The 23,798-nt window shown below is 71.8% G+C and carries 23 protein-coding genes; 17 read left to right on the forward strand and 6 right to left on the reverse strand.

Annotated elements, in window-relative coordinates:
* Positions 1-633 precede the first annotated feature (633 nt).
* A complete protein-coding gene (locus tag AB0M08_RS14320; RefSeq protein WP_364492546.1) occupies positions 634-1,905 on the reverse strand; it encodes an MFS transporter in 1,272 nt (423 codons plus the stop codon).
* A 90-nt stretch (positions 1,906-1,995) separates the two neighbouring features.
* On the opposite strand from AB0M08_RS14320, the gene AB0M08_RS14325 reads away from it, so the two are divergent.
* A complete protein-coding gene (locus AB0M08_RS14325) occupies positions 1,996-2,742 on the forward strand; it encodes a phosphoglyceromutase (protein ID WP_364492547.1) in 747 nt (248 codons plus the stop codon).
* A gap of 42 nt (positions 2,743-2,784) precedes the next feature.
* Here AB0M08_RS14325 and phoU read toward each other — a convergent pair whose 3' ends face one another.
* The gene (gene phoU, locus AB0M08_RS14330) at positions 2,785-3,426 is read right to left on the reverse strand and encodes a phosphate signaling complex protein PhoU (protein WP_364492548.1); all 642 of its coding nucleotides are present in this window, start codon (positions 3,424-3,426) and stop codon (positions 2,785-2,787) included.
* Between the two features lie 198 nt (positions 3,427-3,624).
* Here phoU and AB0M08_RS14335 point away from each other — a divergent pair, with 198 nt between their 5' ends.
* Together AB0M08_RS14335 and AB0M08_RS14340 are read left to right on the forward strand one after the other, a co-directional pair.
* Positions 3,625-4,911, forward strand: a complete 1,287-nt coding sequence (locus AB0M08_RS14335; RefSeq protein ID WP_364492549.1) for an ATP-binding protein — start codon at positions 3,625-3,627, stop codon at positions 4,909-4,911.
* Positions 4,912-4,940: 29 nt separating this feature from the next.
* Positions 4,941-5,624 carry a response regulator transcription factor gene (locus tag AB0M08_RS14340; RefSeq protein ID WP_364492550.1) on the forward strand — a complete coding sequence of 228 codons (684 nt, stop codon included), beginning with the start codon at positions 4,941-4,943 and terminating at the stop codon, positions 5,622-5,624.
* Here AB0M08_RS14340 and AB0M08_RS14345 read toward each other — a convergent pair.
* Positions 5,621-6,418: a hypothetical protein gene (locus tag AB0M08_RS14345; RefSeq protein ID WP_364492551.1), complete on the reverse strand. Its 798-nt coding sequence runs from the start codon at positions 6,416-6,418 to the stop codon at positions 5,621-5,623. The genes AB0M08_RS14340 and AB0M08_RS14345 overlap by 4 nt on opposite strands.
* Positions 6,419-6,502: 84 nt before the next feature.
* Between AB0M08_RS14345 and AB0M08_RS14350 the strand changes: the two genes are divergently transcribed.
* Positions 6,503-7,309: a sugar phosphate isomerase/epimerase gene (locus AB0M08_RS14350; RefSeq protein WP_364492552.1), complete on the forward strand. Its 807-nt coding sequence runs from the start codon at positions 6,503-6,505 to the stop codon at positions 7,307-7,309.
* A gap of 188 nt (positions 7,310-7,497) precedes the next feature.
* On the opposite strand, the gene AB0M08_RS14355 is transcribed toward AB0M08_RS14350, so the two are convergent.
* Positions 7,498-8,079: a CGNR zinc finger domain-containing protein gene (locus AB0M08_RS14355; protein WP_364492553.1), complete on the reverse strand. Its 582-nt coding sequence runs from the start codon at positions 8,077-8,079 to the stop codon at positions 7,498-7,500.
* A gap of 90 nt (positions 8,080-8,169) precedes the next feature.
* On the opposite strand from AB0M08_RS14355, the gene AB0M08_RS14360 reads away from it, so the two are divergent.
* From AB0M08_RS14360 to AB0M08_RS14380, 5 genes are all read left to right on the forward strand, one after another.
* Positions 8,170-9,087, forward strand: a complete 918-nt coding sequence (locus AB0M08_RS14360; protein ID WP_364492554.1) for a proline dehydrogenase family protein — start codon at positions 8,170-8,172, stop codon at positions 9,085-9,087.
* A 519-nt stretch (positions 9,088-9,606) separates the two neighbouring features.
* Entirely contained in the window at positions 9,607-9,819 is a 213-nt protein-coding gene (locus tag AB0M08_RS14365; protein WP_203784881.1) for a helix-turn-helix domain-containing protein, read from the forward strand.
* A gap of 221 nt (positions 9,820-10,040) precedes the next feature.
* On the forward strand, positions 10,041-10,142 hold the full coding sequence (locus tag AB0M08_RS14370) for an AURKAIP1/COX24 domain-containing protein (RefSeq protein ID WP_007465623.1): 102 nt from the start codon (positions 10,041-10,043) through the stop codon (positions 10,140-10,142).
* Between the two features lie 75 nt (positions 10,143-10,217).
* Positions 10,218-11,297, forward strand: coding sequence for an NAD-dependent epimerase/dehydratase family protein (locus AB0M08_RS14375; protein WP_364492555.1), 1,080 nt, complete (start codon positions 10,218-10,220; stop codon positions 11,295-11,297).
* A 263-nt stretch (positions 11,298-11,560) separates the two neighbouring features.
* Positions 11,561-12,619 (forward strand): lysophospholipid acyltransferase family protein, encoded by a 1,059-nt coding sequence (locus AB0M08_RS14380; RefSeq protein WP_364492578.1) that lies wholly within the window; start codon positions 11,561-11,563, stop codon positions 12,617-12,619.
* Positions 12,620-12,756: 137 nt separating this feature from the next.
* Here AB0M08_RS14380 and AB0M08_RS14385 read toward each other — a convergent pair whose 3' ends face one another.
* Together AB0M08_RS14385 and AB0M08_RS14390 are read right to left on the reverse strand one after the other, a co-directional pair.
* Complete coding sequence (locus AB0M08_RS14385) at positions 12,757-13,908, reverse strand: DUF5667 domain-containing protein (protein WP_364492556.1); 1,152 nt, start codon at positions 13,906-13,908, stop codon at positions 12,757-12,759.
* Positions 13,909-14,083: 175 nt separating this feature from the next.
* Entirely contained in the window at positions 14,084-15,037 is a 954-nt protein-coding gene (locus AB0M08_RS14390) for an ECF subfamily RNA polymerase sigma factor, BldN family (protein WP_364492557.1), read from the reverse strand.
* 377 nt (positions 15,038-15,414) lie between these two features.
* Between AB0M08_RS14390 and AB0M08_RS14395 the strand changes: the two genes are divergently transcribed.
* From AB0M08_RS14395 to hemB, 8 genes are all read left to right on the forward strand, one after another.
* Entirely contained in the window at positions 15,415-16,917 is a 1,503-nt protein-coding gene (locus tag AB0M08_RS14395; RefSeq protein WP_364492558.1) for an AMP-binding protein, read from the forward strand.
* Entirely contained in the window at positions 16,914-17,162 is a 249-nt protein-coding gene (locus AB0M08_RS14400; RefSeq protein WP_364492559.1) for a glutaredoxin family protein, read from the forward strand. The genes AB0M08_RS14395 and AB0M08_RS14400 overlap by 4 nt, the downstream gene beginning before the upstream one ends.
* A gap of 9 nt (positions 17,163-17,171) precedes the next feature.
* The gene (locus AB0M08_RS14405; RefSeq protein ID WP_364492560.1) at positions 17,172-17,813 is read left to right on the forward strand and encodes an HAD hydrolase-like protein; all 642 of its coding nucleotides are present in this window, start codon (positions 17,172-17,174) and stop codon (positions 17,811-17,813) included.
* Positions 17,814-18,045: 232 nt separating this feature from the next.
* Positions 18,046-18,786, forward strand: a complete 741-nt coding sequence (locus AB0M08_RS14410) for a redox-sensing transcriptional repressor Rex (RefSeq protein ID WP_364492561.1) — start codon at positions 18,046-18,048, stop codon at positions 18,784-18,786.
* The gene (locus AB0M08_RS14415) at positions 18,783-20,093 is read left to right on the forward strand and encodes a glutamyl-tRNA reductase (protein WP_364492562.1); all 1,311 of its coding nucleotides are present in this window, start codon (positions 18,783-18,785) and stop codon (positions 20,091-20,093) included. The genes AB0M08_RS14410 and AB0M08_RS14415 overlap by 4 nt, the downstream gene beginning before the upstream one ends.
* Positions 20,090-21,022, forward strand: a complete 933-nt coding sequence (gene hemC, locus AB0M08_RS14420) for a hydroxymethylbilane synthase (RefSeq protein WP_364492563.1) — start codon at positions 20,090-20,092, stop codon at positions 21,020-21,022. The genes AB0M08_RS14415 and hemC overlap by 4 nt, the downstream gene beginning before the upstream one ends.
* Positions 21,019-22,605 (forward strand): uroporphyrinogen-III synthase, encoded by a 1,587-nt coding sequence (locus AB0M08_RS14425; protein WP_364492564.1) that lies wholly within the window; start codon positions 21,019-21,021, stop codon positions 22,603-22,605. Before hemC ends, AB0M08_RS14425 begins: the two co-directional genes overlap by 4 nt.
* Positions 22,606-22,654: 49 nt before the next feature.
* Positions 22,655-23,644, forward strand: coding sequence for a porphobilinogen synthase (hemB, locus tag AB0M08_RS14430; RefSeq protein ID WP_364492565.1), 990 nt, complete (start codon positions 22,655-22,657; stop codon positions 23,642-23,644).
* Positions 23,645-23,798: the final 154 nt, after the last annotated feature.

Below are 23,798 nucleotides of genomic sequence, written 5' to 3' on the forward strand. Positions count from 1 at the left end.
TGTCCCTCCCCGTTTCCCCAAACCCCCTCCACCCCCTTCTCCTCCCCGACTCGCCCCACCCCCCAACGCCCCGAGCTCCTCAACTCCCCGCGCGCTTCCCCGCGCCCTAGCCCTTCGACCTCGCCCCGCACTCCAACCGAGGTCGTCCTGCCTCATCCGCCAGAGCCGCCGCAGCACACGTTCCCGGTCTGCGGGCGGCCGCAGCGCCCGTTCCCGGTCAGCGGGGCGGCCGCAGCGCACGTTCCCGGTCTGCGGGGCGGCCGCAGCGCACGTTCCCGGTCTGTGGGGCGGCAGGAGCACACGTTCCCGGTTCGTGGGGCGGCCGCAGCACACGATCACGGTTCGTGTGCTTGCGCCGCCCTCCAGCGGGCGGCAGGGCGACGCGATCGGCCAGCGTGCGCTCGCACCGCCCCTACGAGGGAGTCAACGTGTGCTTGCGCCGCCCTTGCAGGCGCCGACGTGTGCTCGCGCCGCTCTTGCAGGTGCCGGCGTGTGCTCGCGCCGCCCTCGGGGGAGTCGAGGTGCGCGCGTCGCCCTCGTGAGCGCCGGTGTGCGTCCTCGCCGGCCCCACGAGAAACGGCGTGTGCGTTCGGTCGCTGGGCGTGGACGGCGGTACCGGGATCGAGTGGCCGGTTACGGCGTGGATGCTGGGGACAGGTCGGGCGAAGTGGCCGGGGGGACCGGAGGGGGTGCTGACACGACGGGCGTACCGGAGAGGGCGGCACGGCGAGCCCGCGCGGGAGCGGCCAGCAGTTGACCCGCCGCGGCGATGGCGCAGAGGGTGAAACACCCGACCCACAGCGCCGTCCCGCCGAGTCCCTGCAGGACCAGGCCGCCCAGGATGGGTGCCAGTGCCGTCCCGATCGACCAGGAGAGGGAGTTCAAGCCCTGGTAGCGGCCCCGCAACGACGGTGGGGAGAGGGCCGCGATCAGGGTGGCGTTGCTCGGGGACTGGAGCATCTCGCCGAAGGTCCAGACGATGACCGTGGCGGCGAAGGTCCAGGCCGGGCCGGCGACGGCGACCAGGCCGAAGCCGACGCCGATGATCAGGACGCCGACGGCCAGGACGCGGGAGACGTCGTGGGCGCCGACCAGTCGGGGGATGAAGAGCTGGCCGAGGACGATCATCACGCCGTTGACCGCGATCACCCAGCCGTAGGTGGCGGCGGAGAGGCCGTCGGCGAGCATGGTGATCGGCAGGGTCGAGGTGTGCTGCATCATGACCAGCACCGAGGCCAGGTTGAGAAGCAGGAAGACCAGGAAGACGCGGTCCCGCAGCACGGTCAGCATGCCGCCCGGCGGGGTGTGCCCGGTGTGGCGGTGTGCCGGGCGGGTCTCGGCGAGGAAGAGCAGGGTGATCGTCGCGGTGACCAGGGTGGTGCCGGCGTCGATCGCGAAGAGCAGGAAGTAGTCGGCCTGGGCGGCGAGGCCGGCGGCGACCGCGGCGAGTGCGAAGCCGAGGTTGATCGCCCAGTAGTTCAGCGAGTATGCCCGGACGCGGTCGCGTTCGGGGACGACGTCGACCATCATCGCGGAGAAGGCCGGCCGGACGCCCTCGGTGAAGACGCCGAGCAGCATCGCCGCGGCCAGGATCTGCGGGAACGTCTCGGCCAGCCCGAGTGTGAGCATCAGCACGGCGGCGCCGGACTGGGCCAGGAGCATGGTCGGGCGGCGGCCCCAGCGGTCGGCGAGGACGCCGCCGGTCATCGTGCCGATCGCGCCGCCGACGCCGTAGAGCCCGAGGACCAGGCCGGCCTGGCTCTGGGTGAAGTGGCGCTCGGCGGTGAGGTAGATGCTGAGGAAGAGCACCACGAACGCGCCGACCCGGTTGATCAGCGTGCCGGTCCAGAGGAACCAGAACTGTCTCGGCAATCCTCCGGCAGCCTGCCGCAGCCAACCCCGCACGATGCCTCCCCGTAAGCAGTGAAAACCGCGAAGTACCCTTACAACCTAGGGGACGGCGCAACCGGGTTTCCGCTGGGGGAAGATGAGGTCATGACTGGAACCCTGGTGCTGTTGCGACACGGCAACAGCGAGTGGAACGCCAAGAACCTCTTCACCGGCTGGGTCGACGTGGACCTGGACGCCAAGGGTGAGGACGAGGCCCGGCGCGGTGGCGAACTGCTCAAGGAGCAGAACGTGTTGCCCGATGTGGTGCACACGAGTCTGCTGCGGCGCGCGATCCGGACCAGCGAGATCGCCCTGCACATCACGGACCGGCACTGGATCCCGGTGAAGCGTTCGTGGCGGCTCAACGAGCGGCACTACGGCGCGCTGCAGGGCAAGGACAAGAAGCAGACCCTGGAGACGTACGGCGAGGAGCAGTTCATGCTCTGGCGCCGGTCGTACGACGTCCCGCCGCCCCCGATCGAGGACGACTCCGAGTTCTCCCAGGCCGCCGACCCCCGGTACGCATCGTTGCCGCCGGAGATCAAGCCGAAGGCGGAGTGCCTCAAGGACGTGCTGGAGCGCGCCCTGCCGTACTGGTACGACGCGATCGTCCCGGACCTCCGGGCCGGTAAGACGGTGCTGGTCGCGGCGCACGGCAACTCGCTGCGCGCCATCGTCAAGCACCTGGACGGGATCTCCGACGAGGCGATCGCCAAGCTGAACATCCCGACCGGCATCCCGCTCCGCTACGACCTGGACGCCGACCTGCGCCCGGTCACCGCGGGCGGGACGTACCTCGACCCGCAGGCCGCCAAGGAGGCCGCCGCCGCGGTGGCGAACCAGGGCCGCTGATCTTGAAAAGGGGCCGGGGCGACAGCCCCGGCCCCGGAGAAGCTAGGAATTCTGCCCGGTCACCAGGTAGATCGTGTGCTCGGCGATGTTCACCGCGTGGTCGGCGAACCGCTCGTAGAAGCGGCCGAGCAGCGCCCCGTCGATCGCCGTCTCGGCGCCGTAGGGCCAGTCGTCGGCGAGCATGATGCGGAACAGCTCCCGCTCCAGGTCGTCGATCGCGTCGTCGTCCTTCTCCAGCTCACCGGCGCGGACCGGGTCGGGGTCGGCGAGCACCGCGGTGATCTTCTCGGCCATCTGGTCGGCGACCTCGGCCATCTGCTTGAAGACCGGGCGCAGTTCGGCCGGGACGGCGGGCGACGGGTGCCGGCGGGCGGCGGTCTTCGCCACGTGCTCGGCCAGGTCGCCCATCCGCTCCAGGTCGCTGGAGATGTGCAGCGCGGTGATGACCCGGCGCAGGTCGACGGCGACCGGGGCCTGCCGGGCGATGGTGTCGGCGACCTTCGCCTCGACCTGGAGGTGGATCTCGTCGACGTCGGCGTCGCGCTGAATGACGGACTCGGCCGCCTTCAGGTCGGCGGTCAGCAGGGCGGTCGTCGCCTTCCGCAGCGCGGCGCGCACCGACTCCGCCATCGTCACCAGCAGGCGGCTCACCTCGGTGAGATCTGCCTGGAACTCCTCGCGCATATGAAAGCTTCCGCTCCTTCGGGGCCGGCCCAGGGCAGGGCTTGGCCGGTTGGTGTGGCCCACGCTAGGTCGGCCCGGCAGCGCCAACATGAACACCGGTGAACGACGCCAGGCCTAGTGGTGAATATTGCACGACGCGCGCCCGATTCGTCCCATTAGCCTTGTGGTCCAGGTAAACAATGACCCTACGATCGCAGCGTGGAATGGGAATACGCCGCCGGCATTGCCTCAGCCGCGCTCGCCGTCGGTGTCGGGGCTGGGCTGGCTCTCGCCCGATTCCGCCGGCCCTCGCCGGACGGATCGGCCCAGGCCGCTCCGCCGGAGGGGAGAGCTGCCATCGAACCGGACGACGATCGCCCGGCAGGCAAGAACGGAATGAAGGGTCTCGGCCGCAAGAGCCTGGACTCGCTGCGCGTCGGTGTGGTGGTGCTCGACGCCGACGACCACCCGGTGCTGGTGAACCCGGCCGCCCGGGCCATGGGACTGCTGCGTTCCGGCGGGGCGCCCGGCACCATCGCCGCGCACCCGATCCTGCGTACTCTCGCGGGCCAGGTACGCCGTACGGGCGTACGCCGGGAAGTAGAACTTGATCTTCCAAGGGGTCGTGCCGGTGGTGCGCACGCCCCGCTTGGCCTGCACCTGCGTGCCGTGGCGCTGAACTCGACACACGTCGCCGTCGAGGCGGCCGATGTGACCGAGTCGCATCGCCTCGCCCGGGTCCGGCGGGACTTCGTGGCGAACGTGAGCCACGAGCTGAAGACGCCGATCGGGGCGCTGCAACTGCTCGCCGAGGCGCTGCTGGACGCCACCCAGCTGCCCGAGACGGCGATCGAGGCGCAGACCGAGGACCTGCTGGCCGCCCGGCGCTTCGCCGAGCGGATCCACCACGAGTCGGCCCGGATGGGACGCCTCGTCAACGAGCTTCTCGAGCTCACCCGGCTGCAGGGCGCCGAGCCGCTGCCCAACCCGGAGCCGGTCTCGATGGACTGGGTCTTCGCCGAGGTGCTGGACCGGACCCGGACCACCTCCTCGGCCAAGGGCATCGAGGTCTCCTACGCGGGGACCAAGGGCGCCATGGCGTACGGCAGCGACAGCCAGATCGCCACCGCGGTGACCAACCTGGTGGAGAACGCGATCGCGTACTCCGGGGAGGACACCAAGGTCGAGCTGACCATGCGGCAGAGCGACGACTGGCTCGAGATCGACGTCGCGGACCAGGGCATCGGTATCGCCCCGCACGACGTCGACCGGATCTTCGAGCGGTTCTACCGGGCTGATCAGGCCCGGTCCCGCGCGACCGGCGGGACCGGCCTCGGCCTCGCCATCGTGAAGCACATCGCCACCAACCACGGTGGCCGTGTCGACGTGACCAGCGCCCTCGGCGACGGCTCTACGTTCACCTTGCGCCTACCGGCGCGACCTCCGGAATCCCCCTCGCCGTCATCGACGGCAACTGAGATCGAGTCTGGCGTGGCCCGGCGTTGACCAGGTCACCGATGACGGAAGGAACTTCATTGGCCCGCGTGCTCGTGGTCGAGGACGAGGAGTCGTTCTCCGACGCCCTGTCGTACATGCTGCGTAAGGAAGGGTTCGAGGTCTCGGTCGCGGCGACCGGCACCTCCGCGCTCACGCAGTTCGACCGGACCGGTGCCGACATCGTGCTGCTCGACCTCATGTTGCCCGAGATGTCCGGCACCGAGGTGTGCCGCCAGCTCCGGCAGCGGTCCGCCGTCCCGATCATCATGGTCACGGCCCGGGACAGCGAGATCGACAAGGTCGTCGGACTGGAGATCGGTGCGGACGACTACGTCACCAAGCCGTACTCGCCCCGGGAGCTGGTGGCCCGGATCCGTGCCGTGCTGCGCCGCCAGGGCGGCGAGGCGGCCGAGGTCAGCGCTCCGACGCTGGCCGCCGGCCCGGTCCGGATGGACGTCGAGCGGCACGTGGTGACCGTCGACGGTGCCGGTGTCCAGCTGCCGCTGAAGGAGTTCGAGCTGCTCGAGCTCCTGCTCCGCAACGCGGGCCGGGTGCTCACCCGCGGCCAGCTGATCGACCGGGTCTGGGGCGCCGACTACGTCGGTGACACCAAGACCCTGGACGTGCACGTCAAGCGGCTGCGCTCCAAGGTCGAGCCGGAGCCGAGCGCCCCGCGCTACATCGTCACGGTGCGTGGCCTGGGCTACAAGTTCGAGCCCTAGGGCTTCCCGGCGATCCGCCCGGCCGCCACGGTGGCCGGGTGGATCGCGACCAGGCCGGACCTCAGGCGGGCGGCGCAGAGTTCGGCGAGCTTTGCGTACGCCGCCTCCCCGACCAGTTCGGTGAGCTCCGGTGCGTACGTCACGTACATCGGCTCGGTGCCGACGTGTGCGTCCGGTGCCGACGTGCACCACCAGGCCAGGTCGTGACCGCCCGGCCCCCAGCCACGCCGATCGAACTCGGTCAGCGTGGACTGGAGCAGCTTGGTCCCGTCCGGTCGCTTGATCCAGTCCTGTTCGCGCCGGACCGGCAGCTGCCAGCAGACGTCCGGCTTGTACGTCAGCGGGTGCACCCCGTCCCGCAGCGCCTGGGCGTGCAGCGCGCACCCGCCGCCCCCGGCGAAGTCGTCCTCGTTGAGGAAGACGCACGGGCCGTCCTCCGAACGGGTGGCGGTCCGCCGGGCCGGCGAGGACCCGTCGACGGTGTCCATCTCGGTCCAGTTCTTGAACCCGCGCCGGTAGTGCTGCCAGGTCTGCGGGGTGAGTTTCGCCGCGGCGGCCTTGACCCGGCGCTCGTCGTCGGCGTCGGTGAAGAACGCGCCGTGCGAGCAGCAGCCGTCCTCGGCGCGACCGGGCACGATGCCCCGGCAGGCGGAGCCGAAGACGCAGGTCCACCGGGAGAGCAGCCAGGTCAGGTCGGCCCGGACCAGGTGCTGCTCGTCGGCGGGGTCGAGGAACTCGATCCATTCCCGAGGGAAGTCGAGACCCACCTCGGCGGGCGACTGCGTGCGGCTCATCCGGGTCAGCGTACGCGCTTCCGTGGATCATGACCGTTTAGCACTGATATATCCGGGCGTCGCGGGCGCGGCTACCCTTGAGACGTGACTTCCCGCGTACCCGTGCTCCTCTCCAGCTCCTCGGTCTTCCCCGAGCCGACGGCGGCCGCGTTCGAGATGGCGGCCACGGTGGGCTACGACGGACTCGAGGTCATGGTCTGGACCGACGCCGTGAGCCAGGACGCCGGGGCCCTGCGCGGCCTCGCCGACCACTACGGCGTCCCGGTCCGCTCGATCCACGCGCCCTGCCTGCTGGTCACCCAGCGGGTGTGGAGCTCCGACCCCTGGGAGCGGCTGACCCGCGCCGCCCAGCTCGCCGAGACGCTCGGCGCCCCCACGGTGGTGGTGCACCCGCCGTTCACCTGGCAGCGCGACTACGCCCGCAACTTCGCGGCCGGCCTGGCCAAGGTGCAGGCCCGCCACCCGGACATCGCCTTCGCGGTGGAGAACATGTTCCCGGTCAAGATGGCCGGCCGCTGGTTCGTGCCCTACACCCCGGGCTGGGACCCGACCGAGACCGGCTTCCCGGCGTACACACTGGATCTCTCGCACTGCGCCGCCTCCCGGATCGACGCCGTCGAGATGGCCGACCGGATGGGTTCCGCACTGAGCCACGTCCACCTGGGCGACGGCACCGGCGAGGGCCGCGACGAGCACCTGGTCCCGGGCCGCGGCAACCAGCCCTGCGCCGAGATCCTCCGCTCCCTCGCCGCCCGCGGCTTCACCGGCTCGGTCGCCCTCGAGATCAACACCCGCAAGGCCGCCAGCCGCCCGGCCCGCGAGGCCGACCTCCGCGAGGCCCTCGAGTTCGCCCGCGAGCACCTCTCACCCACGGCCATCCCTTCGGCGTGAGGCAGATGTCGTAGCGGGGTTCCGGGGCGGCGTGCGTGAGTGGTCGCGCTCGACGCGACGTCCGTGCGCGGTCAAGGCCGTTGCGCGCCGCAAGGTTCTGGCTGGTGCTCAGGGGTGTCTCAGCGAAGCGAGACACCCCTGAGCACCAGCCAGAAAGACCGGGCCGCCTCGCCCCGCGCACCCGGCGATCAGGCCGGCGTGAGGGTCTCGGCCGCGGGCTCGGGGGCCAGCACTGCCTGCTCCGGGGCGAGCGCCGCCCGCTTGCGAGCCCGGTGCGCCGCCACGTGCGAGCGGGTCGCGCACCGCTCCGAGCAGAACCGGCGGCAGTTGTTCGACGACGTGTCCAGGTAGACGTTGCCGCAGCGCTCGTCGGCGCAGATGCCGAACCGGGCGCTGCCGTACTCGCAGAGCCAGACGGCCAGCCCCCACACCGCGCCGGCCAGGAACTCCGCGCTCGCCGACGACCCGCGGCTGGCCACGTGCATGTGCCAGTCGCTCGCGTCGTGCCCGGAGATGCGTGGCTGCACCGGGTACGCCTCCAGCAGCGCGTTCAGCTCGTTGACCGCCTCGCCGTCGCGGCCGCTGGTCCCGTACTCGAAGACCTCGCGGAGACGGCGCTGGGCGCGACGGAACACCGCCAGGTCCTTCTCCACCACCTGATCGCGCATGTAGCCCTGTTCTCCGGTGAACAGAGCCCGGAGACCGGCGAGATCGTCAAGCCCGGCGTTGACGAGGTCCACCGCGGTCCGGGCGTACGCATCGAAGTTCACCCGACAACGGTAGCCGTAACCGGCCGGGAGGTGCGATTCCTCGGGCGGCACTGACGCGCCGGTGTTCGCCGGGCCGGTTACGCTCGCCCCATGCTCCGTACCCTGTTTCTCGCCGCGGCCGGCTCCGCCCGGCTGGAGCGGCTGGTCGAGTCCGCGCCCGCCGGCAAGGCGATCGTCAGCCGGTTCGTCGCGGGCGAGACGGCCGCCGACGCTCTCCGTACCAGCCGCGAGCTGGCCGACGACGGTCTCGGGATCAGCCTGGACTACCTGGGTGGCGAGACCGTGACGCCGGAGCAGGCCGAGGCCGTCCGGGACGCGTACGTCGCACTGCTCGCCGGCCTCAGGGAGACGGGGCTGACCCCGGCCGCCGAGGTGAGCCTCAAGCTCTCCGCGCTGGGCCAGCGCCTGGACGAGAAGCTGGCATACGAGAACGCCCGTGCGGTCTGCGCGGCCGCCGCCGACGCGGGCACCGCCGTGACCCTGGACGCCGAGGACCACACCACCACGGACGCCACCCTGGAGACCCTGGCCGATCTGCGGCGGGACTTCCCGTCGACCGGTGCCGTGCTGCAGGCGTACCTGCGCCGTACCGAGGGCGACTGCCGGGAGCTCGCCACCGCGGGTTCCCGGGTCCGGCTCTGCAAGGGCGCGTACGCGGAGCCCGAATCGGTCGCCTTCCAGTCGGCGCTGGACGTCGACAAGTCGTACGTGCGCTGCCTGAACATCCTGATGTCCGGCGAGGGCTACCCGATGGTCGCCACCCACGACCCCCGCCTGATCGCCATCGCCGAGGACCGTGCCCGCTGGTTCGACCGCTCCACCGGCGAGTACGAGTTCCAGCTCCTCTACGGCGTCCGCACCGAGGAACAGGCCCGCCTCGCCGCCGGCGGCCAGTCCGTCCGCGTCTACCTCCCGTACGGCTCCCAGTGGTACGGCTACCTGATGCGCCGCCTCGCCGACCGCCCCGCGACCCTCACCACCCTCCCCCGCTCCCTCACCCGCCGCTGACCCACCCTGCCCTCACCCCACCCCGCCTCACCCCACCCCGCCCTCACCCGCCGCTGACCCGCCCGCCGCCCCTCACCCCGCTTGATCGCGTGCACGGCCCGCCCTTCTCGTGCCGTTCGTGTGCCCGCGTCGACCCGGGTCCGTCGTCCGTGGCGACGCCGAGCGTTCGGCCGGGCGGGCTGGGCCGTGTTCGGCCGGGCGGGCTGGGCCGTGTTCGGCCGGGCGGGCTGGGCCGTGTTCGGCCGGGCGGGCTGGGCCGTGTTCGGCCGGGCGGGCTGGGCCGTGTTCGGCCGGGCGGGCAGGGTGGGCGTGGACTATCGGGCGAAAGCGGCGTTGGGTCTCAATCAGGGCGAGAGCGGCGTGTCGCACTTGACTTTTTGTGGGCAAATCACGGAACGCAACGCGCTGGTCACAGCCGTATCGATACGGTTCTGATGACACGCACGTCGTCGCCACGACATTTCAGGGGCTGTCGGGCAGCTGTGACACGTGTGGCTGCGAAAGGATCGGTGCGACGAGATGACGGGTCCAGCCCAGACCGAGGAACGCCTCTCGGAGGTACGGTTCCTGACGGTGGCCGAGGTGGCCGCGCTGATGCGGGTCTCCAAGATGACGGTCTATCGGTTGGTGCACGGCGGTGATCTGACCGCGGTACGCGTCGGCCGCTCGTTCCGGGTGCCGGAACACGCGGTTCACGAGTACCTTCGCGGGGCGTTCTCGCAGACCGCGTGAACGACCGGCCCACAGGAACGAGGGTCGGGTAAACGGCGGGCGGGACGGGGCCGTGTTGGCCCCGTCGGAGCGGGCCGGTACGCTGGACCGGTTGGTTCCCGGGAATGTGTGCGCAACTCCACGCGCGCGCCGCTTCCGGTGCCGTCCCAGGTCCGGTTCCGGCCGCGCCCGCACTCCAGGCGCGCCCGGCTCCACTCAACAGGTTTCGAGAGGCTTTTCGTATGGGCTCCGTGGTCAAGAAGCGCCGCAAGCGTATGGCGAAGAAGAAGCACCGCAAGCTGCTGCGCAAGACCCGCGTCCAGCGTCGCCGTTTGGGCAAGTGACGGACGGCCGGGGGATCTCCCGGCCGTGACCGTTCCTTGCCGAACCCTCCTGAGGCCGCATCGAAAGGTGCACCCGTGGTGACCTCACCGCCCAGCGTTGTCGTGGTCACCGGAGTCAGCCGTTATCTCGGCGCTCGGGTGGCCGCCCGCCTCGCGGCCGATCCCCGGATCGAACGTGTCGTCGGCCTGGATCCGCACGACCCGCCCGCTCGCCTTCTCGGCCTGCTGGACGGCGTGGAGCGGATCCGGGCTGACGCGCGCGCGGCCACCGAGGCGATCGCCGGTCTGGGCGCCGAGGCGGTCGTGCACCTCGCGGTGACCAGCGTGCCCGATGCGGAGCACGGTGGCCGGGCCGCGATGAAGGAACAGAACGTCATCGGCACCATGCAGGTGCTCGCCGCCGCTCAGGGCGCGCCGGGCCTGCGCAAGCTGGTGGTGCGCTCCTCCACGGCCGCGTACGGCGCCTCCTTCCGCGATCCGGCGGTCTTCACCGAGGACACCGAGCCGCGCGCGGTGCCGCGTGGCCCGTTCGCCCGGGACATCCTCGACATCGAGGGGTACGTCCGCGGGTTCCGCCGTCGCCGTCCCGAGGTGGCGGCCACCGTGTTGCGCTTCGCGCCGATGATCAGCTCGTCCGCGGAGACCTCACTCACCCGGTACTTCGCCCAGCCGGTGGTGCCCACCGTGCTCGGCCGGGACGCCCGGATGCAGTTCGTGCACGTCGAGGACGCGCTCGAGGTCCTGCACCGTTCGGTGACCGAGGAGCATCCCGGCACCTTCAACGTGGCCGGCGCCGGCGTCCTGACCCTCTCCCAGGCGGTCCGCCGGGCGGGCCGGATCGCCCTGCCGCTGCCCGAGTCGGCGCTCTCCACCGGCGCGGCCCTGCTCCGCAATCTGGGCGTCGAGCAGATCGGCCTGGACCAGATCGACCTCTTCGTGCACGGCCGGGTGGTCGACACCACCCGGCTGATCCGCGAGTTCGGCTTCACCCCGCGCGGTACCGAGACCGCGTTCCAGGAGTTCATCGAGGCGCACGTGGCCGGGTCCTCGCTGACCGCCGACCGGCTCGCCGCCGCCGAGTCCGCGATCCTGGACGGCGTCCGCCGGGTCCGGGCCGCAGCCGAGGCGAGCCTGGCCGGGAGTGATCGCCCGTGAGTCAGGACGAGTTCCACGACATGCTGCCCGGCCATGCCGAGTTCCAGCTCCCCACGCCACCCCCGCCGCAGCGGGTCAACGGCCGCCGCCCGATCCCGGAGAAGCCGGCCGCGGAGAAACCGGCCGCGGAGGAGGCGACCCCGGAGAAGCCGACCGCGGACGCTCCCGCGGGGGAGCACGCCGAGGAGCGGCCCACCACGGCGGAGCACGCCACATCTGCGGAGCACGCCACGTCCGCGGAGGCGGCCGAGTCCACGGAGACCGTGACACTGGCGGCCGAGAAGCCCGCGCCGCGGGTCGCCCCGGTGAAGAAGGTCGCCGCGAAGAGGATCCCCGCGAAGAAGGCCGCGCGGGCACGACCGGAGACGCGTCCCGAGCAGCCCGAGAAGCCCGGCAGCGAGAGCGCGGCCGGGAGCGGGCGCGCGGCCGGGAGCCAGAGCGCGGCCGACAGCGAGAGCGCGGACGGGCGGGAGGACGCCGTGGACGTCTGGGACCGGCGGGTCGCCGACGGCCTGGCCTTCCTGCGCCGTCGCCTCGCCGGCACGTATCGGGTGGACGAGTTCGGTTTCGACGCGGAGCTCACCGACGCGGTCTTCCACCCGATGCTCAGGGTGCTCTACCGCGACTGGTTCCGCACCGAGGTCTTCGGCGTGGAGAACGTGCCGTCCGAGGGCGGCGGGCTGGTCGTCGGCAACCACTCGGGCACGATCGCGCTGGACGCGCTGATGCTCACCACCGCGCTGCACGACCGGCACCCGCAACGGCGCCACCTGCGGCTGCTCGGCGCCGACCTGGTCTTCCGGGTGCCCGGGATGAGCGAGCTGGCCCGCGCGGCCGGCGCCACCGTGGCCTGCAACCCGGACGCCGAGCGCCTGATGACCAGCGGCGAGCTGGTCGGCGTCTTCCCGGAGGGCTTCAAGGGTATCGGCAAGAAGTTCTCCGAGCGGTACAAACTGCAGCGCTTCGGCCGGGGCGGGTTCGTCTCGGCGGCGCTGCGGACCGGCACCCCGATCGTCCCGGTGGCGATCGTCGGCGCCGAGGAGATCTATCCGATCCTGGCCGACCTGAAGCCGCTGGCCCGGCTGCTCGGCCTTCCGTACTTCCCCGTCACGCCGACCTTCCCCTGGCTGGGCCCGCTGGGCATGATCCCGCTGCCGAGCAAGTGGATGATCCGGTTCTGCCCGCCGATCCCCACCGCGCACCTCACCGAGTACGCGGACGACCCGCTGGTCGTCTACAACCTCGCCGACCAGGTCCGCGAGACGATCCAGGCGACCCTGCACGAGCTGCTCCAGAAACGCCCGGACCCGTTCGCCCGGTGACGGACGTGACGGATGTGACAGATGGTCACCATCCCCTGGAGAGCATCGTCCGGATCGTCCTATAGTGACGGCTGAGGGGCGGCCCCGGAACTTGATTCCGGCACCGCCCCTCGCCATCTCTCACCAGACGTCCGGTCCTAGAACAGATCCTTCAGCAGGCTGTCGAGCGGACCGTCTTCCTCGATGTCCGCGTCGCCGGTCGTGGTCACGGCCGGCGTCGGCGTGACCGCGGTTCCGGTCGCCGTCCCGGTGCTCGCCACGGTCGCGCTGGTGGTGGCGGCCGGGGCGGTCGTACCCGGAACGGCGCCCGCGCCGGTGGTCGCACCCGGCTTGGCCGTCTGCCTCGGCGTGGTGGCCTCGCCGCCGTCCTTACCGCCGGTCTTGGTGCTCTTGCCGTTGTGCGGTGTGGTCCGGCCCTCCGACGAGGTGGCGCACCCGCGCAGCTTCGGGCCGAGCGTGTCCGATCCGGCCGAGGTGGGCGGGTCGCAGGCGAGCCCGGTCCGCAGGTTCTCGGTGCGGCCCGCGACGTCCTGGAGCAGCCCGAGCGAGTCGAGCGCCCGCTGCCGGTTGTCCGGGGAGAGCCGCCCCAGCTCCGGCTCCAGCGTGCTCCGCTGCTCGGTGACGAAGGCGTCCAGTGTCTCCAGCCGCGTGGCGTCCTTGTTGGTCACCGCCGAGCCGTTGATCAGGCGTACGCCCTTGCGGGTGTCCGTGTCCATGTCGTCCAGCACCGCGGTGAACCGGCTGGCGTCGCCGTCCATCTTGACCGCCTCGGCGAGCCGGTTCTTGGCGAAGTCCAGGGAGAGCTGGCCACGGGACGCGTTGGAGCCGGCGATCGCCAGCTGCGCGCGCTCGGTGGAGCGTTTGACCGTGTACAGGGCGTCGCCGGGTGACGCGCTCTCGCTCGCCGCGGAGATCCCGGAGACGGCCAGCGCGCCGGCGGCCACCCCGAGCACGATCGCGCCCCGGGTGCGGAGCCGGCGGCCGATGACCGCGCGCCGTCCGCCGTCCGGAAGGTCGGCGACGGGCTCCGGCCCGTCCCCGACGGCGGTCCGGCCGATGCCGTCCCGCTCGGCGGTGGCGACCAGCATGGCGCGCAGGCCGACGCGGAACTCGGAGTCGACCTGACCGGCGGGGCGTGCCGCGGACAGGCGGTGACCGACCGCCACCAGCTCGGCCAACTCCGCGTCGGCCCGGCCGCGGGTGTCATGCCGACGGATGCCGTCGGTGGACTGGTCGAGGAGCTCCGCGAAGCGCTCGGCGCTCCGGTGATTCAGGAAAGGGAACTTCACCGTGGGCACCTCCCCTCGCTCGTGGGTGTCCCGCCGGTCCGAATGCCGGCGTCGGCGGCCGGGCCGCGGAAGACGGTCCGGGGTCGCATCCGGACAAACGCGCGACACGCGGGTCCGGTTACGGGTGCGGGAAGGTGCCATCGGGTATCGGAGATCGACATCCGCGAGAGCCGGATCAAGACTGGAACCCTTCCGGCAGGAGCCGGTTGAGGGCGCGTACGGCGCGGTACTGCAGAGCCTTGATGGCGCCCTCGTTCTTCCCCATGGTCTGCGCGGTCTCGGCCACCGAGAAGCCCTGCAGGAACCGGAGCACGATGCACTCCTGCTGTTCCGGGTTGAGCTGTTTGACCGCGGTGAGCAGCGCGACGTTGGTGATGTGGTCGACCACCGCGGACTCCGGGCTGCCCTCGGGCCCCCGGTCCTCGCGGTCGGCGTCGAGCACGTCGCCGGTGGTGACCTCCAGGCGGTACCGGCCCGACTTGAAGTGGTCGGCGACCAGGTTCCGGGCGATGGTGACCAGCCAGGCGCCGAGGTCACGGCCCTGCCAGGTGAAGCTGCCGATCCGCTTGAGGGCCCGCAGGAACGTGTCCGACGTGAGGTCCTCGGCGAGCTGCCGGTTGCCGACCCGGAAGTAGACGAACCGGAAGACGGTGTCCACGTACCGGTCGTAGATCAGGCCGAACGCCTCGGACTCGCCGGCCTGGGCCCGTTCGACCAGCGCCCACACCTCGGCGGCCGGGTCGCCCCGGTCCGGCCGGGCCGGATGCTTGGGCGGTTCGGTCTCGGTGGGCGGCCCGGTCTTGCTCTGGGTCGGCAGGACGACGGTGTGCTCGCCGGGCGCCGTCTCGTTCTCGCCGAGGGTGGAGCGCTGCCCTGCGGTCGGCTGGGCCGGCGGCCGGGGCGGCGAGACGCGGTTGCCGCCGAACTTGCCGTTGCTGCCGGGCGGCGGCACCGAGGGGGAGTCGTTCAGGTGCCGGCGGTTGCCGGTACGCCGCGGGCCGTCCCCGCGGATGGCGTTCACGATCATTCCGTCTACCGACTCGCGCAGGACGTTCAACCCCTCGGACAGAGCGTTCTTGGTGGCGAGGACGTCGCGGCGGTACGGATCCTCCGCGTACACATGAGTCACTGCGCCTCCTCAACCCGGCGGGCCTGCGACGACCGCGAATCCGTCCCGCCAGACGGGGATTCGCCGTGAATCGGTGCTTTGTATGGCACAGCGGCCTCCTCGGGAAGAGGGTGGTCACTCACAACAAAAGGGGTGGGGCAACCCGCGCGAATCGCCGGTTGACCTCACCCGTTGGTGTGGAGCCCGTTACACAGATCGGAAGTATCGCCGGGTTCGGACACGGTGAGTCGCACACTGTGTGCGCTGCGCGTAAAGCCGCGAATCCGTCCTAACCGGCTCGTCAGTCGTGATCACCGTGGCCGATCGGCGTTGGTCCACGGCGGACGGGCTGTCCGGCCCTCCCCTGTCGGGTGGGGTTTGTGCCAGACTCGGGCGTCGTGGAGGAACCTGCCCGTGATCCGGTGGCCGAGGCTGCCGCACATCGACCGGACGCGCCCGCGCTGATCGCCGGTGACACCGTCGTGACCTGGGCAGACCTGGATTCCCGAGTGGACCGGGCGGCCCGTTTCCTGGCCGCGCGGACGTCGCCCGGCGACCGGGTGGCATCGGTGCTGGGCACTACCGTGGACTTCGCGGTGACGTGGTTCGGCACGCTGCGCGCGGGGCGCGTCGCGGTCCCGCTCAACCCCGGCTACACCGCCGACGAACTCGGCTTCGCGATCGCCGACTCCGGGGCCGCGCTGATCGTTGTCGGACAGAAGGGGCGGACTTCGGCTGCGGAGTGCGTACCGCAAGAATTTGATCTTGAAGAATTTCCCGACACGGCGTCAGCGCCGGCGGCGGTGTCGGAGAAGGATCTCGCGGTTCTGCTCTACACCTCGGGCACCAGCGGGCGGCCGAAAGGGGCCATGCTCACCCACGCCGCGCTGGCGGCGAACCACGAGCAGCTGGACCGGATCGAGCCGCCGGTGGTCGGCCCGGACGACGTGGTGCTGCTCGCGGTCCCCTTCTTCCACGCCTACGGGCTGAACACCGGGCTCGGCACGGTGGCGCACCACGCGGCGACCGGGATCCTGGCCGACCGCTTCGACGCCGGGGAGACGTTGCGGACGATCACCGAGCGCGGGGTGACCGTGGTGGTCGGCGTGCCCGGGATGTATCAGTCCTGGCTGCGCCTGCCCGGAGCGGCCGAGGCGCTGCGCGGCGTGCGGACCGCGGTCTGTGGCGCGGCGCCGCTGGACCTGCGCACCGCGGCGCGCTACCGGGAGGCGACCGGTCGCGCGATCCTCATCGGATACGGCCTGACCGAGACCGCCCCGGTGCTGACCACCACCGCGGTGAGCGACCGGGACAAGCTGGGCTCGATCGGCCGTCCGCTGCCCGGCGTCGAGCTGGCGCTGCGGACCGGCGCCGGCGCCGAGCTGTGGCGCGACGGCACCGCGTCGGTCGAGGAGGACCTCGCCGAGCTGGACCTCGCGGTGGCGGCCTCGGCCGGCACCGACCCGGCCGAGATCGTGGTGCGCGGACCGAACCTGTTCCGCGGCTACTGGCCGGACGGTCGCGGCGGCCCGGACCCGGACGGCTGGTGGCGGACCGGCGACATCGCCTACGCGGACGCCGACGGCGACCTGATCCTGGTCGACCGGATCGGGGAGCTGATCCTGGTCAACGGCTTCAACGTCTATCCTGCGGAGATCGAACGGGTGCTGGACGCGCATCCCCGGGTGACCGCCTCGGCGGTGGTCGGACGGCCCGACCCGGAGTCCGGCCAGCGCCCGCACGCCTATGTGGTCGCCGACGGCGATCCGCCGCCCGGCGTGACCGAGCTGCGGGTGCACTGCGCGGCCCGGCTGGCCCGGTTCAAGCTGCCGACCATCGAGCTGGTGCCGGCGCTGCCCCGATCGCCGAGCGGCAAGATCAGGAAAAGGGAGCTGCCTTGACCCGCCTCACGTTGATCAGCCGGAACGGGTGCCACCTCTGCGAGGTCGCCGAGCAGACGCTGGACCGGATCGCGCCGGGCCAGTGGACCCGGGTGGACGTGGACTCCTCGGTCGAACTGCAGCGCGACTACGACGACCGGGTCCCGGTGATCCTGCTCGACGGGCGGGAGCACGGCTACTGGCGCGTCGAGGAGGCGAGGCTGCTTCGCGACTTGGCCCGCCAGCCGGGTGAACCGCACCTGTAAATTGCCAGGGTGACAGCAAAGCACCTGGTCTGGGACTGGAACGGGACACTTCTCGACGATCTCCACCTGATCGTGGCGTCGACCAACGAGGCCTTCGCGACCGTCGGCGGGCGCGTCATCGACGTGGACGAGCACCGGCGGGCCTTCCGCCGCCCGGTGGCCGACTTCTACGCCGAGATGCTGGGCCGCGCGGTGGACGAGGAGGAGTTCGGCCGGCTGGACCGGATCTTCCACGACGCGTACCTGCTGGGCCTGACCGACATGGCCCTGGCGCACGACGCGATGACCGCGATCACGAGCTGGACCGGCACCCAGTCGCTGCTCTCCATGTGGTTCCACAGCCAGCTGGTCCCGGCCGTGGAGGGGTATGGCCTGGCCGGCGTCTTCACCCGGATCGACGGGCTGCGCACCGAGGTGGGTGGCGACATGAAGGCCGGCCACCTCGCCCGGCACCTGGAGGCGCTCGGGCTGGACGGCGCGGACGTGGTGCTGATCGGCGACTCGCTCGACGACGGGCACGCCGCGGACTCGGTCGGCGCCGGTTCGGTGCTGTACACCGGGGGCTTCACCGACCCCATCCGTTTGCGTGAGTCCGGCCGTCCGGTGGCGGATTCTCTGGTCGAAGCGGTAAAGATGGCCATGTCACTCTGAGTCGATTGGCCCTGGTGACGTATCAGCGGTAATACTCGACGGGTCGGCTCGGCTAACACAGTCGAGTCGATCTTGTCCAATTGTCCCGACAAGATCGCGATTTGTGCACGCCTTCACAAGCGCCTACTCTGTGACTCCGACGAGCCCCGCTACCACAGCCGCCCCACGAGGGTTTCACCGGTATCGCACAGTCAGGGCTCACCGCAGGTCCGCCTCGTCGGCACGGAGTCAGATGAGCCAGCAGCGTCACGGAAGCACGCCCGGCGAGGCCGGTGTCGTCCCAGCCTTCCCGGACCTCCCGGAGGCGACGATCGCACGGCTGCCCGAATACCTGCGTGCCCTGCACCACCTGGCCGAGGCCGGCGCCGAAACGGTATCCAGTGAGGGACTCGCCGCCGCCGCCGGGGTCAACTCCGCGAAGCTGCGCAAGGACCTCTCCCACCTCGGGTCGTACGGCACCCGCGGCGTCGGCTACGACGTCGCGCTCCTGGTCGACCAGATCGAGTACATCCTCGGCCTCGACAAGAACCGGGCGGTCTGCCTGGTCGGGGTCGGCAACCTGGGCCACGCGCTGGCCGGCTACGCCGGTTTCGCCAGCCGTGGCTTCCGCGTCGTCGCGCTCTTCGACGCCGACCGCAAGAAGGTCGGCGAGGTGATCAACGGGCTCTCCGTCAGCCACATCGACGACCTGCCCCGGATCGCCGCCGAGGAGTCCATCGCGATCGGCGTCATCGCCACCCCGCCGCACTCCGCCCAGGCGGTCGCGGACGTGCTGGTCGAGTCGGGTGTGACGAGCATCCTGAACTTCGCGCCCTGTGTGCTGTCGGTGCCCGCCAACGTCGACGTACGCAAGGTGGATCTCGCCATCGAGCTGCAGATCCTCTCGTTCCATGAACACCGCAAGGCGTCGCTGACCGCTCTTCCCGGCGGCCGGGGCGACGCTGCGGGTAACCAGGAGGCAGTCGGGTCGTGAATCTCCTCAGCATCGGTGCGTCGTACCGCACCGCCGACGTCGCCGTGCTGGAGCGGCTCAGCATCTCCGAGCCCGCCGTGCCGGACATCCTGCAGAAACTGCTCGCCCAGCCGTACGTGAGCGAGGCGGTCGTCCTCTCCACCTGCAACCGGGTCGAGGTGTACGCCGCGGTCAGCGGGTTCCACGGCGGCCTCGGCGACATCTGCAACGTGATCAGCCAGTACAGCGGCATCCCGGCCACCGAGCTCGCCGGGCACCTCTACGTGCACTACGGCGAGGCCGCGGTCCGGCACTCGTTCCGGGTCTCCTCCGGGCTCGACTCGATGGTGGTCGGCGAGGCGCAGGTCCTCGGGCAGCTGCGGGACGCGTACCACGCGGCCACCGAGACCGACTCGGCCGGCCGTCTGCTCCACGAGCTGATGCAGCAGACGCTGCGGGTCGGCAAGCGGGCGCACGCCGAGACCGGCATCGACAAGGCCGGCCAGAGCGTGGTCACCGCCGCGCTCGAGGTGGCCGCCGAGCACCTCGGCGACCTCCAGGGCCGGTCCGCCCTGGTCATCGGGGCCGGCGCGATGGGCGCGCTCTCGGTCGCCACGCTCACCCGGACGGGTGTCGGCCCGCTGCGCGTCACCAACCGCAGCGTGGACCGTGCCGACCGGCTGGCCGAGGCGTACGGCGCGGTCGCCGTGCCGATCGAGGACCTGGCCACCGTCCTCGGCGAGGTGGACATCGTGGTCAGCGCGACCGCCTCCACCGAGCCGGTGCTGACCCGCGAGCGGCTGACCGCCGCGCTGGCCGCCCGGAGCGGGGAGACGCCGCTGGTCGTGCTCGACCTGGCGGTCCCGCGCGACGTCGCACCGGACGCCGCCGACCTGCCCGGCCTGGTCATCGTCGACATCGACCGGCTCGCCGCCAGCCGGCGGACGAACCCGGCGGCCGCCGAGACCGCCGCGGTCGAGCAGATCGTCGCCGGCGAGGTGGAGAACTTCCTCGGCTGGATGCGCGGCGCCGAGATCGCCCCGACGGTGGCCGCCCTGCGCACCCGCGCCGAGGACGTGGTCACGGCCGAACTGCGCAAGCTGATGTCCAAACGGCCGGAATTCACCGAGGAGCAGCGGGCCGACGTTTCCCGTACCCTGCATCGGGTCGTCCAGCAGCTGCTGCACTCGCCGACCGTGCGGGTCCGGCAGCTGGCCGCCGAGCCCGGCGGGGATCAGTACGCCGCCCTGCTGCGCGAGCTGTTCGATCTGGACGTGCCGCTCGCCGCCCAGGCCGACGCCGTACCCGAGATCGGAGGAAAAGCGTGACCGTCACCCCGCTGCGCCTCGGTACCCGGGGCAGTGCGCTGGCTCTCACCCAGTCCCGGATGGTCGCCGACGCGGTGACCGCCGCCACCGGCCGACCGGTCGAGCTGGTGCGCATCGTCACCACCGGCGACACCTCGTCCGCCCCGGTGGCCCAGCTCGGCGTCGGCGTCTTCGTCTCCGCGCTGCGGGACGCGCTGCTGGCCCGGGAGATCGACTTCGCGGTGCACTCGTACAAGGACCTGCCCAGCGCCGACTTCCCGGGTCTGCACATCGCCGCCGTGCCGCCCCGGGAGGACCCGCGGGACGCGCTGGTGGCCCGGGACGGACTGACCCTCGCCGAACTCCCGCCGGGTGCCAGGATCGGCACCGGAGCGGTACGCAGGATCGCGCAACTGCGTGCTCTCGGCCTAGACTTGCAGGTCACGCCGATCCGGGGGAACGTCGACACGCGTATCGCACGCGCGCTCGGCCCCGAGGCCGACCTCGACGCGGTCGTCCTGGCCCGGGCCGGTCTGAGCCGCCTCGGCCGGACCGCCGAGATCACCGAGACGCTGGATCCGATGCTCATGCTGCCCGCCCCGGCTCAGGGTGCGCTGGCGGTGGAGTGCCGGTCCGGCGACGAGGAACTGGTCGAGCTGCTGGCCGTTCTCGACCACGCGCCGACCCGTGCGGCCGTGGTGGCGGAACGGGCGATGCTCGCCACGCTGGAGGCCGGCTGCTCCGCACCGGTCGCCGCCTACGCCGAGCTCGCCGAGGGCGAGCACGGTGACGAGATTTACCTGCGCGGTGCGGTGATCAGCCCGGATGGGGTTCGAGCCATCCGGCTGTCGCGTACCGGAACGCCCGCCGGCGCGGCGGAGATCGGCAAGGCGCTCGCCACCGATCTCCTCGACGCCGGAGCCGATACCCTGATGGGGAGCACAGAATGACCACCCGCACCGCCCGTAAGCCAGCCGGACGCATCGCGTTCATCGGCGCCGGACCCGGCGACCCGGAGCTGCTGACCCGCCGCGCGTACGCGGCGCTGACCGATGCCGACCAGGTGGTCTACGACCGCGGCGTGCCCGACACCCTGCTCTCCGCGCTCCGCGCCGAGGCCAAGGAGGACGCGCAGTTCAGCCCGGCCGAGGGTGCCCCCGGCGACGTGGCCAAGGTGCTGCTCTCCGCCGCCAAGTCCGGCCTCTCCGCCGTGCACCTGGTGGCCGGCGACCCGTTCGGCCACGAGTCGGTGGTCAAGGAGGTCCAGGCGGTCGCCCGGACCGCGGTGCACTTCGAGGTCATCCCGGGCATCGGGCAGGCCGAGGGCGTCGCCGCGTACGCGGGTGTCCCGCTGCCCGGCGTACGCATCTCCGCCGACGTGGACGACGTCACCTCGCTCGACTTCGACGCCCTCGCGGGCGCGGCCCAGAAGGGCTCCTTCGCGGTCGCGGTGGACGCCGGCGACCTCGCCGCGGTCCGGGACGGCCTGCTGGCGGCCGGCGTGGAGCCGGGCATCCCGGTCGCGGTGACCGGCGACGGCACCGGCGAGACGCAGTACACGACGTCTTCCACGGTGGACAGCTTCGTCGCCGCGGCGCTCGGCTTCACCGGCCGGGTGGTGCTCACCGTCGGCGCCGAGGTGGCCGAGCGGGACGCGCTGAGCTGGTGGGAGAACCGCCCGCTGTACGGCTGGAAGGTCCTCGTCCCGCGTACCAAGGAGCAGGCCGGCGCGATGAGCGCGCGGCTGCGGGCGTACGGCGCCATCCCGTGCGAGGTGCCGACCATCGCGGTCGAGCCGCCCCGTACCCCGGCGCAGATGGAGCGCGCGGTCAAGGGCCTGGTCGACGGCCGGTACGCCTGGGTCGTCTTCACCTCGGTCAACGCGGTCCGCGCGGTCTGGGAGAAGTTCGCCGAGCACGGCCTGGACGCCCGCCACTTCGGTGGCGTCAAGATCGCCTGTATCGGCGAGGCGACCGCCGAGGCGGTGCGCGCGTTCGGCATCCAGCCCGAGCTGATCCCGGCCGGGGAGCAGTCCAGCGAGGGCCTGCTCGCCGAGTTCTCGCCGCACGACGAGATCCTCGACCCGGTCGGCCGGGTGCTGCTGCCCCGCGCCGACATCGCCACCGAGACCCTCGCGGCCGGCCTGATCGAGCGGGGCTGGGAGGTGGACGACGTGACCGCGTACCGGACGGTCCGGGCCGCGCCGCCGCCCGCCGACATCCGCGACGCGATCAAGTCGGGTGGGTTCGACGCGGTGCTCTTCACCTCGTCCTCGACCGTCCGCAACCTGGTCGGCATCGCCGGCAAGCCGCACGCCCGCACGGTGGTCGCGGTGATCGGCCCGAAGACCGCGGAGACCGCGGTGGAGTTCGGCCTGCGGGTCGACACCCAGCCGCAGAACGCGTCGGTCCCGGACCTGGTCGAGGCGCTCGCCGAGTACGCCCTCGAACTGCGCGAGAAGCTGGCGGCGATGCCCGCCAAGCAGCGTCGCGGCTCCAAGGTGCAGGGCCCCACGGCCCTCCGTTTCCGCTGATCCTCTTCAGGTGTGCCGGCTCCGGCCGGCACACCACAGGGAGCTGACGATGCCCTTCCCCGACGACCGTCCGCGCCGTCTCCGGCGTACCCCGGCGATCCGCCGCCTGGTCGAGGAGACCCGCCTCGCCCCGTCCGAGCTGATCCTCCCGCTCTTCCTCAAGGAGGGGCTGACCGAGCCGAAGCCGATCAGCTCGCTGCCGGGTGTCGTCCAGCACACCCGCGAGTCGCTGCGTAAGGCCGCGCACGAGGCGGTCAGCGCGGGCGTCGGCGGCCTGATGCTCTTCGGCGTCCCGGAGAACGAGAACAAGGACGCCACGGGTTCGGCCGGCCTGGACCCGGAGGGCGTCCTCAACGTCGGCCTCCGCGACCTGCGCGCCGAGCTCGGCGACGCCACGGTGATCATGGGCGACCTCTGCCTGGACGAGTTCACCTCGCACGGCCACTGCGGGGTGCTCGCCCCGGACGGCTCGGTCGACAACGACGCCACGCTGGAGATCTACGCCCGGATGGCGGTCGCCCAGGCCGAGGCGGGCGCCCACATGGTCGGCCCCTCCGGCATGATGGACGGCCAGATCGGCGTGATCCGTAAGGCCCTCGACGCCGCCGGCCACCAGGACATCGCCATCCTGGCCTACTCCGCCAAGTACGCGGGCGCCTTCTACGGCCCGTTCCGCGAGGCCGTCGAGTCGACGCTGCAGGGCGACCGCCGCCAGTACCAGCAGGACCCGCCGAACCTGCGCGAGGCCCTGCGCGAGGTCGACCTGGACATCGCCGAGGGCGCCGACATCGTGATGGTCAAGCCGGGCCTGCCGTACCTGGACGTGATCGCCGCGATCCGCGCCCGGGTGACCGTCCCGGTCGCCGCCTACCAGGTCTCCGGCGAGTACGCGATGGTCGAGGCCGCCGCCGAGAAGGGCTGGATCGACCGCGAGCGCGTCATCCTGGAGTCCCTGACCTCCATCAAGCGCGCCGGCGCCCAGATCACCCTGACCTACTGGGCCACCGAGGTCGCCCAGCTCCTCCACGACCGCTTTTAAGCCCCTCATGTCGTAGCGGGGTGGGTGGTGCGGACCGTCGCTCCCGCCGAGGGCCCCTGCGGTCCTCGCTGGCCGCTGGCGCGTCCAGAACGCTCAGTCCTCCGGGGCGGCGTGCGTGAGTGGTCGCGCTCGACGCGAGGCCCGTGCGTGGCCG

Origin of the sequence: Actinoplanes sp. NPDC051851 (genome assembly GCF_040681165.1) — a bacterium.
Lineage (GTDB): Bacteria > Actinomycetota > Actinomycetes > Mycobacteriales > Micromonosporaceae > Actinoplanes.